The sequence below is a fragment of the Mesorhizobium sp. L103C119B0 genome (genome assembly GCF_000502235.1).
In the GTDB taxonomy this organism is placed as follows: domain Bacteria; phylum Pseudomonadota; class Alphaproteobacteria; order Rhizobiales; family Rhizobiaceae; genus Mesorhizobium.
Genome location: NZ_AYXE01000020.1, coordinates 79,328 through 87,898, shown reverse-complemented (window position 1 = coordinate 87,898; position 8,571 = coordinate 79,328). Strand labels below are relative to the sequence as shown.

Annotated in this window: 8 protein-coding genes and 5 pseudogenes; 9 read left to right on the top strand and 4 right to left on the bottom strand. The window is 60.3% G+C overall.

Features of this window, described 5'->3' with window-relative positions; genetic code table 11:
* Both X728_RS1000000170570 and X728_RS141035 read left to right on the top strand, forming a co-directional pair.
* Positions 1-118 (top strand): annotated as a pseudogene (locus X728_RS1000000170570) (IS481 family transposase); the annotation flags it as partial.
* Between the two features lie 43 nt (positions 119-161).
* The gene (locus X728_RS141035) at positions 162-341 is read left to right on the top strand and encodes a hypothetical protein (protein ID WP_023832786.1); all 180 of its coding nucleotides are present in this window, start codon (positions 162-164) and stop codon (positions 339-341) included.
* A 96-nt stretch (positions 342-437) separates the two neighbouring features.
* Here the strand turns inward: X728_RS141035 and X728_RS141040 are convergent, their stop codons facing one another.
* Entirely contained in the window at positions 438-1,466 is a 1,029-nt protein-coding gene (locus X728_RS141040) for an IS110 family transposase (RefSeq protein ID WP_023832785.1), read from the bottom strand.
* A 120-nt stretch (positions 1,467-1,586) separates the two neighbouring features.
* Between X728_RS141040 and X728_RS1000000169520 the strand changes: the two are divergent.
* Positions 1,587-2,373, top strand: a pseudogene (locus X728_RS1000000169520) (IS630 family transposase); the annotation flags it as partial.
* A 246-nt stretch (positions 2,374-2,619) separates the two neighbouring features.
* Here the strand turns inward: X728_RS1000000169520 and X728_RS141055 are convergent.
* Positions 2,620-3,630, bottom strand: a complete 1,011-nt coding sequence (locus X728_RS141055; protein WP_023832783.1) for an IS110 family transposase — start codon at positions 3,628-3,630, stop codon at positions 2,620-2,622.
* An 81-nt stretch (positions 3,631-3,711) separates the two neighbouring features.
* Here X728_RS141055 and X728_RS1000000170565 point away from each other — a divergent pair.
* Positions 3,712-3,873: pseudogene (locus X728_RS1000000170565) on the top strand (IS630 family transposase); the annotation flags it as partial.
* Between the two features lie 13 nt (positions 3,874-3,886).
* Positions 3,887-4,249: pseudogene (locus X728_RS1000000169515) on the top strand (ATP-binding protein); the annotation flags it as partial.
* A 105-nt stretch (positions 4,250-4,354) separates the two neighbouring features.
* Here the strand turns inward: X728_RS1000000169515 and X728_RS1000000171115 are convergent.
* Complete coding sequence (locus X728_RS1000000171115) at positions 4,355-4,543, bottom strand: hypothetical protein (RefSeq protein ID WP_196815108.1); 189 nt, start codon at positions 4,541-4,543, stop codon at positions 4,355-4,357.
* Between X728_RS1000000171115 and X728_RS141065 the strand changes: the two genes are divergently transcribed.
* Entirely contained in the window at positions 4,526-4,744 is a 219-nt protein-coding gene (locus X728_RS141065; RefSeq protein ID WP_155924032.1) for a hypothetical protein, read from the top strand. The two genes, X728_RS1000000171115 and X728_RS141065, sit on opposite strands and share 18 nt — an antisense overlap.
* A 29-nt stretch (positions 4,745-4,773) precedes the next feature.
* Here X728_RS141065 and X728_RS0136125 read toward each other — a convergent pair.
* Positions 4,774-5,097: pseudogene (locus X728_RS0136125) on the bottom strand (transposase); the annotation flags it as partial.
* A 444-nt stretch (positions 5,098-5,541) separates the two neighbouring features.
* On the opposite strand from X728_RS0136125, the gene X728_RS141070 reads away from it, so the two are divergent.
* The 3 genes from X728_RS141070 (at position 5,542) to X728_RS141080 (ending at position 7,994) form a co-directional block, all read left to right on the top strand.
* On the top strand, positions 5,542-6,630 hold the full coding sequence (locus X728_RS141070) for an IS5 family transposase (protein WP_023832777.1): 1,089 nt from the start codon (positions 5,542-5,544) through the stop codon (positions 6,628-6,630).
* Positions 6,627-6,998, top strand: coding sequence for a hypothetical protein (locus X728_RS141075; protein WP_023832776.1), 372 nt, complete (start codon positions 6,627-6,629; stop codon positions 6,996-6,998). The genes X728_RS141070 and X728_RS141075 overlap by 4 nt, the downstream gene beginning before the upstream one ends.
* Before the next feature lie 72 nt (positions 6,999-7,070).
* Positions 7,071-7,994, top strand: coding sequence for a hypothetical protein (locus tag X728_RS141080; protein ID WP_050589966.1), 924 nt, complete (start codon positions 7,071-7,073; stop codon positions 7,992-7,994).
* Positions 7,995-8,571 lie beyond the last annotated feature (577 nt).

Below are 8,571 nucleotides of genomic sequence, written 5' to 3'. Positions count from 1 at the left end.
TCGACTGAAGACCCTCAAGGGCCTCACGCCCTTTGAATACATCTGCAAAATCTGGACAAAAGAGCCCGAACGATTCAGGCTCGATCCAACCCATCAAACCTTGGGACTAAACAGCTAGGGCGATTCCTATTTTGAGAGAATCGTAGGATTCCCAAAGCCGGATGTTTGTGATTCATGTGTGGACGGCCCCCGTTGAGCAAGAAGATTCTAACAATGGCAATACTGAAGCGGTCAGGTTCATTCATGTGTTCGGCCTGTTTTTGTGCGGCCTCAGGCCGCTGGCCATGATGGTGTCGGTGGATCGGGCCCTCATCAAGCTGCCGCGCTGCGATGCGCGTTGAATCACTCAGGTTCTCCCGATCCCCGGCTTGACCGGATCTGCATCACTGATGTCGTTCTCTCCTGCCCAAACTGGATGTTATTTCGCGCGACCGTCGTTACCCTCGAGCCATTGACGGCGTCGCGCGGTAGTTTTCCTCACGCGCCATCACCGCCCAGGCGATCCGCGCTACCTTGTTGGCGACAGCGACTGTGACCAGCCGTGCCGGCTTACGCTCGAGCAACTGGTTCGCCCAGGTGCTGACGGTCGTCGCTTTTCGCCGCGTGTATCGGATGACCGCCGTGGCGCCGACGACGAGGAGATGCCGTAAATAGCGATCTCCCATCTTCGAGATGCCTCCCATTCTATCTTTGCCACCGGAGGAATGTTGTTTTGGAACAAGGCCGAGCCAAGCAGCGAATTGACGACCGGAGCGGAAGACTTTTGCGTCGACGACGGTGGCAGCGAGGGCGCTCGCCGTGATGAAGCCGATTCCGGGAATAGTTGAAAGCCGCCGGCAGACCTGGTTCGTGCGATACCACGCCAGAAGCTCGATCTCGATCTTCCGGATTTGTGCGCCAAGCCCTTCGATCGTTCGGGCGAGGAGGATAAGAACCTGTCGCGCCATCGCGGGGAGCGGCCCATCGCCCTTGTCGAGAGCTTCGATTAGACCACGGACATGGGCCCGGCCCTTCGGTGCGACGACGCCATACTCGGCCAGATGCGCCCGCATCGCGCTGATTTGTGCTGTGCGCTGCCGAACCAAGAGGTGGCGAGCCCGATGAAGCATCAGAATGCTCTGGGCATCCGCCGATTTGACAGCCACGAACCGCATTGTCGGTCGCGTCACCGCCTCGCAGATCGCTTCCGCGTCGGCCGCATCGTTCTTGTTGCGCTTGACGTAGGCCTTTACGTAAGCCAGCGGCATCAACTTGACCACATGCCCGAGTGCAATCAGCTCCCGCGCCCAATGGTGCGCCGTCGCGCAGGCCTCCATGCCGATGAGGCACGGCTGCATATCGCGAAGCAACGGGATAAGCTGATCGCGCCGAACTTTTCGACGGAGCACCGCGTTTCCAGCATTATCGACGCCGTGAACTTGAAAGACGTTCTTGGCGATATCCAATCCAATCGTGATAACTTGCATGCGGACGGTTCCTTCCCTCTGATGGTCCTTTGACAACGCCATCTTGGCACATTGCGATGCCGCTGGGTCGGGGGCCGTCCACCCCATCAAGATGCTGGCTGGATTGGAGGCCAGCATCTGATGACGCGAGCGCTTTCAAATGATCTTCGTGAGCGTGCAGTAGCGGCGGTTGGCGACGGGGAGACCTGCCGTGCGGTTGCCTCGCGCTTTGGCGTTGCGGTTTCCTCTGTAGTGAAGTGGTCGCAGCGTTACCGTGCCACTGGCTCGGTGGCGCCGGGCAAGATGGGCGGACATCGCAAGCGCGTCCTTGAGCCGCATCGGGCCTTCATTATGGAGCGGCTTAATCAGACCTCTGAACTGACGCTGCGTCGGCTGAAGGACGAGCTGGATGCTCGCGGGGTCAAGGTCTCGCACAATACGGTGTGGCTGTTCCTGCGCCGCGAAGGCCTGAGCTTCAAAAAAAACTCTGTTCGCCCTTGAGCAGGCGCGTGCCGATATTGCCCGCAGGCGCCAGCGATGGCGCTCTTGGCAAAGCGGTCTCGATCCACAGTGCCTGGTCTTCATCGATGAGACCTGGATCAAGACCAACATGGCTCCACTGCGAGGTTGGGGGCCGAAAGGCAAACGGCTGCGCGGCTTGGCTCCACACGGCCACTGGCGCACGCTGACCTTCCTCGGTGCACTACGCTGGGACCGGCTCGCAGCACCTTGCGTCTTCGACGGACCGATCAACGGCCAATGCTTCCGTGCTTATGTCGAGCAGCAGCTCATCACCGTGCTGAAGCCCGGCGACATCGTGGTCATGGATAACCTGGGAAGCCATAAGTCGGCGGCCATCAGGCAGACGATCAAAGCTGCCGGCGCCAGGCTTTGGTATCTGCCGCCCTACTCGCCGGACCTCAATCCGTGTATGGATGGCTCCTGCGGGTCAAGGGTATCGGATCGGGTTTGGTGAACAGGTCGGTTGCGGCCATGTATACGGCGTCTGAATGTGCAACGGGATCGCTGCGCGCCCTGATGAATATCCGCTTGGAGAACAGGTCCCACTCAATCGAGCGCGCTCGAGGCGCTTCGGATTGATCGGGGTGTCCTGGTTCTTCGTCTCCGTTTGTTCGCCATCACCTCACTTTGCCCTGACCATTCCGAGAGCCTGTCAGGCTGACTGCGGCTCGTAACGCGATCCGTCCCTCAGGACGGCGAATATTGTTCGTGCCATGCGATGCGCCAAAGCGACGGCGACGATCTTCGTCTTCTTTCGCATCAGCATGCCCGATAGCCAGTCCGAGCTCGGCTCGCGCTTGAGTCTGCATCTGAGCATGATCTGCGCCATGGCGCCCAGATACAGCAAGCGTCGGATATAACGATTGCCCATCTTCGAGATCCGGCCCACCCTCTGCTTGCCTCCGGTGGAGTGCGGCTTGGGAGTGAGGCCGAGCCAGGCGGCATAGTCCCTTGCGCTGCCGAAATTGTCGACATCCGGCGTCGTCGCCGCGATGATCGTCGCCGACAGCATCCCCACACCTGGGATTGTGGCTAGACGCTGGCTTGTCTCGCTTTGCGCGTAGGTCTCTTCGAGCTCGTCGGTCAGCCGCTCGATCCGCTTGTCCGTCTCGGCCAACTGATCGAAGAGCAAACTCACAGGCATTCGAGCTACTTCCGGCAGTTGATCCAGTTGATCCTTCAGTCGATTGACGTTCTGCGCGCCCTTCGCCGCGATGACGCCGAACTCCGTCATGTGGGCCCGGATCGCGTTGCCGATCTGCGTGCGCTGGCGAACCAGAAAGTCTCGCGTGCGGTGAAGAACCAGAACCGACGAGCAGGCTTCGCTCTTGATGGCGACAAACCGCATGGAGGGGCGTGTCACGGCTTCACAGATGGCGGCCGCATCCGCAGCATCCGTCTTCCCGCGCTTCACGTAAGGCTTCACATAGGAGGGCGGCATCAGCCGGACGTCGTGCCCCATCTCCAGAAGCCTGCGCCCCCAATCGTGAGAACCTGCGCAAGCCTCCATGCCGATCAGGCATCGTGGACGCTTCTGGAAAAACACCAGCAACTGGCTGCGGCGAAGCTGACGGCGTACGAGAACCCGACCGTTCCCATCGACACCATGGATCTGGAAGACACTCTTTGCGAGGTCGATGCCAACTGTGGCAAGTTCTGACATGGATGGCTCCTTTGCTCGGGACGACAACATCCCAACTATGGCGCAATGCGACGCCGGGAGCAGGAGCCATCCACACCATCAATCGAGCAGGCCTTCGCCAAGATCAAACACTGGATGCGACAAGCTCAGAAACGCACCGTCGAGGACACGTGGCGCCACATCGGCCACCTCGTCGAAACCATCGAGGCAGCCGAATGCAAGAACTACTTCGAAAACGCAGGCTACGCTTCCGTCAAAATATGAAACGCTCTAACATCGCGTCCCGCGTCTGTTCGAGGCGCTCGCGCTGGCGCGCGGCGACGGGCGCTATGGCCGGCTGCTCAAGACGCTCGGGCGCGTTCAGCTCCTCATCCTCGACGACTGGGGCCTGTCGGTCCTCAACGCCGCCGAGCGCCGCGACCTCCTGGAAATCCTCGATGATCGCCATGGCCGCGCTTCTACAATCGTCACCAGTCAAATCCCCGTGCAGCACTGGCACGACGTCATCGGCGATCCCACGCTCGGTGATGCGATTCTGGATCGCCTCGTTCACAACGCTCACCGCCTTCAACTCACCGGAGAAAGCATGCGAAAACACAACGCTCGCGCCCACGCTCTTGACGCAGCCGCTAACACCTGAATCAATGAACAGGTCGGTCGAAGCGGCCGCTCATGATCGCGTGAAATACCTGCTCACGATCAAATGAAATGAGCGCTCACCATCGCGTGAAATGGCTGCTCACAATCAGCGAAATGCGCACCTGGAACGGCAGATGGCCAGCTTGCGTCGTGGCATCGCCGGCTGATCGACAGCTGCGCCGAAGGCGTCATCGACAAGACGGAATTCGAACCGCGTATCACCGGCCTGAAGCAACGCCTCTCCCAGCTTCAGGGGCGACACCAGGCGGCGGTGGAGGTGGCCGAGAACGAACACGATCTCTCACTCCTCGTCAGCCGTCTGGAACATTTCTCCGCCAAGGTCACAGCAGGGCTCGCCGGCCTTGAGCGGACAGGCATGCGGCAGATCATCCGCACCATGGTTCGCTGGGTCGAAATCGACGACGCGCACATCGAGATCATCTTCCGGGTTCCCCGCTCGATGGCCCGGCAGGCCCAAAATCACCAAGCGAAATGACCATTTCCAGGCAACATTGTATAGCGGTTGACGACCCAGCGGCGGGGCAGGACCTGGAAGCCCTTCTGGTCGTCGCGACGGATGATCTCGAGGACGAAATCCAGATAGGCGGCTTTGTCCATGAGCTTCAGCCGGTCATAGGCGCTGTCGGCGAACAGATGCTTCACCCAGGGCCAACGCTTGCGGATGCCGTCCAGGACCGCCTGAGCCCTGGCATTGTCGGAGATGTCGGCGGTGGTGAGGTTGACCATCAAGAGCCGCCCATCCGTATCGACGGCAATGTGGCGCTTGCGGCCGACAATCTTCTTGCCGGCGTCGTAACCTCTTGTTTCAGCTTGCGGAGCCTTGACCGACAGGCTTCTCTATTAGGCGGTTTGAAGTCAAGCGCCTTCTAGTCTTTTCCGCTTCTCCGGCTTCTGATGTCTTTCGCGGGGCATTGCTTCTCTCCGGGATCGGCGCTTTGGCCCTACCCTCTATGGGGATTCAGAAGAATGAGGTGGAACAATCTGTCGAGCGCCTTGATTGCCGATGCTGGGGCAATCGAGCCAGCCAATCGACGAACTCACCGCATCCTCGTCCCGCGAAGGACAGCTTTTCACCGGTAGGTGGGACTTGGTGTCGGCTCAGTCTATCGGGGGCGATGTTTATCAATTTTTCAGCCGGCGACCCGCTCCGTCCCGAACGCCACGTCGTCTACTCCATCGCCACCATTCGCATTAGCAGGCTGTTGAAAAAGGGGCTCGCGGTTGGGGTAGCTCCGTGATTCACTCATTTCGCGAGAATGCGGAGGGTGAATCGTGCGCGGCGGCGACAATCGAACTGGCGAGTTGTTCAGCTACGTTGATCTCGAGGCGCGGGTTCGGCGCGATCATCCACTGCGCGCGATCCGTCGGATAGTGAATGAGGCGCTGGCAGCGTTAGAGCGGGACTTCGCGGCGCTGTATTCGCCGATCGGGCGACCTTCGATCCCGCCGGAGAAGCTGCTCAGGGCAATGCTGTTGCAGGCGTTCTATTCGATCCGCTCTGAACGGCTTTTGATGGAGCGGCTGGAATACGATCTTCTGTTCCGCTGGTTCGTCGGCATCGGCGTTGACGACGCGGCCTGGGATCACTCGGTCTTCTCGAAGAACCGCGACCGGCTGCTGGAGGGCGACATCGCGGCGAAGTTCTTGAACGCTGTCCTGGCGCAGCCCAAGGTGAAGAAGCTTCTCTCCACGGATCACTTCTCAGTCGACGGCACCTTGATCGAGGCCTGGGCGTCGATGAAGAGCTTCAAGCGGAAGGACGGCTTGGATGAGCCACCGTCGGGTGGCGGGCGCAATGAGGAGGCGGACTTCCATGGCCAGAAGCGCTCGAACGAGACGCATGCCTCGACCACTGATCGTGATGCTCGGCTGTTCCGCAAGGGGAAAGGCAAGGAGGCCAAGCTCAGCTTCATGGGGCACGGGCTGATGGAGAACCGGCATGGTCTTCTGGTTGATGCCTGCCTGACGCTGGCCGACGGGCATGCCGAACGAGTGGCGGCTCTGCACATGATCGAACCCCGCGCCGAGCGACCGCAAGCCATCACCCTCGGCGCCGACAAGGCCTATGACGCGGAGGACTTCATTAACGAGTTGCGCTCGATGAAGGTGACGCCACACGTGGCGCAGAACACGAACGGGCGCCGTTCCGCTATAGATCGTCGCACGACCCGGCACGTCGGCTATGTCGTCAGCCAGCGCATCCGCAAACGCATCGAGGAGGCGTTCGGCTGGATCAAGGTCATCGCAGGTCAAGAGAAGACGAAGTTCCGCGGTCGCGACCGCGTCGGATGGGCCTTCACCTTCGCGGCTGCCGCCTACAATCTGGTGCGGCTGCCCAANTTGATCGCGGTGCCGACATGAGCGCGCCGGCGGACTGCAAGCTGATTGACCGCTGGCATATCGTCGAGGCCGATCTGTGCGATTGCGGCTATCTCAGCCTCTGCGGTCCCGCCATGGTCACCATCGGGGCCGACAACACCGGTGAGATCGCCTTTGGCGCTCTGCAAGCCAGCCTCGATCTCAACTACGGTCCCTCGATGGTATTCTTCACATGGGCCGGCTTCGACGAAATGGACGAAGCCACTGGTGATGGCTCCGCCGAACTACTCGACGACGGCTCCATCGAGATCACATTCGCCTATCACAATGGCGATGAGGCCATCCTCAAAGCCAAACGGGACACTTCTTCAACAGCCTGNGATCACATTCGCCTATCACAATGGCGATGAGGCCATCCTCAAAGCCAAACGGGACACTTCTTCAACAGCCTGCTAGTGCCAGACTCTGGGCATCTTGTGCATATGGCGACGCATATTGACGTGCTTTGCGGCGACTACCACAAAGTCGTGGTGCGCAATCGGCAGGCGGCTCAGGTGGATCGTTCATATTTCGCTCATGCAGGCGGTGAGAACTTTTACACTGTCTACCGCATCCACAACCTTCACTTTCAAATCTACGGGGCCATGTTTCTTGGTCGCCCTTCGGATGCCTTCGAGGCCGCGAGGGCACTGGCAGAAAACCTGCCGGAGCCGGTGGTGCGTTACATGCCAGAGATGTTTGAAGCCTTCGCGCCGATGAAGTTGCACGTACTTATCCGCTTTGGCCGCTGGTCCTGCATCCTGGAAGAGGCCTTCCCTGACGATGCTGAGCTCTACTCGTTCAGCACCGTCCTGTTGCATTATGCCCGCACCGTAGCTCTGGCCAATCTCGGTAAAATCCCCCAGGCAGAGGAAAGCGCTAGCCTTTTCGCGGCCGCGCGCGATGCAGTGCAACCCGAGCGCATGCTGTTCAACAACCCATGCGCCGATATCCTCGAGGTTGCCGAAGCGATGATGCTGGGGGAGTTGCACTACAAGTCCGGTCGCGTCCATGAAGGCCTGGACTTCCTGCGGCGTGCGGTCGATCTCGACGACAATTTGCTCTATGATGAGCCATGGGGTTGGATGCAGCCGACGAGACACGCGCTTGGCGCATTGCTGATGGATGCCGGACTATATGGCGAAGCTGAGGCTGTCTATCGCGCGGACCTTGGGCTTGATGCGACGTTGCCGCGTCCTTGCCAACACCCACGCAACGTCTGGAGCCTACACGGCCTGCTTGAATGCCTTAGCCGACGTGGTGGCGCGGTAGAATTCATCGAGGTCCGACAGCAGTTGAATCAGGCTCTGGCGCATGCAGAGGTGCCGATCATGGCATCATGTGCCTGCCGGAGCGCATCGCAATAAGTGGCAAGCATCCGCTCGCCACGTTGCAGCCTCCTCAGCGCCATAAGAGCCAGCATCGAACAGCGTCTCGCACGCGTCCATTGCGCGCGCGAATCCGGCCGTCACTCTGGGGCTCAGTGAAGGGGTGATAGCGAGGCAGAGCTTACCCGCATGGGGCACTGGAGCAGCATCTGGCCTAGCGGATGCTCGAGATCGCGGACCTGCACTGCCACGGTTCGACAAGGACTTCGTGCAGGGCATGTCTGCCCTGCAGCCCCGGGTCATCCGTATGCATGCAACCCGCCTCAACGTCCGCTCAGACGTCGTCTGCCGAATGGCGGCTATCCGCCGAGCTCGCCCCGATAGCGGACCGACGGGTTCCGGCCCCAAACCTGCCAGTCCGCAATGCGCCCAACGTCGGCCGTTAAGATCAGGCTCGCCGTTTCCTCAAAGGAGACGTTCGGCTTGGGCGACATGATCTCCGGGTTTGGCCCAAAGCGGGCCTTGGGTGGCCTTTCAGGCCAAGCTCAGCTTGTCCGCTCAGCCGAACGACGGCGTGGCGCAATGTCAAACGGGCAGTGGCACAGGAGAGCATCGA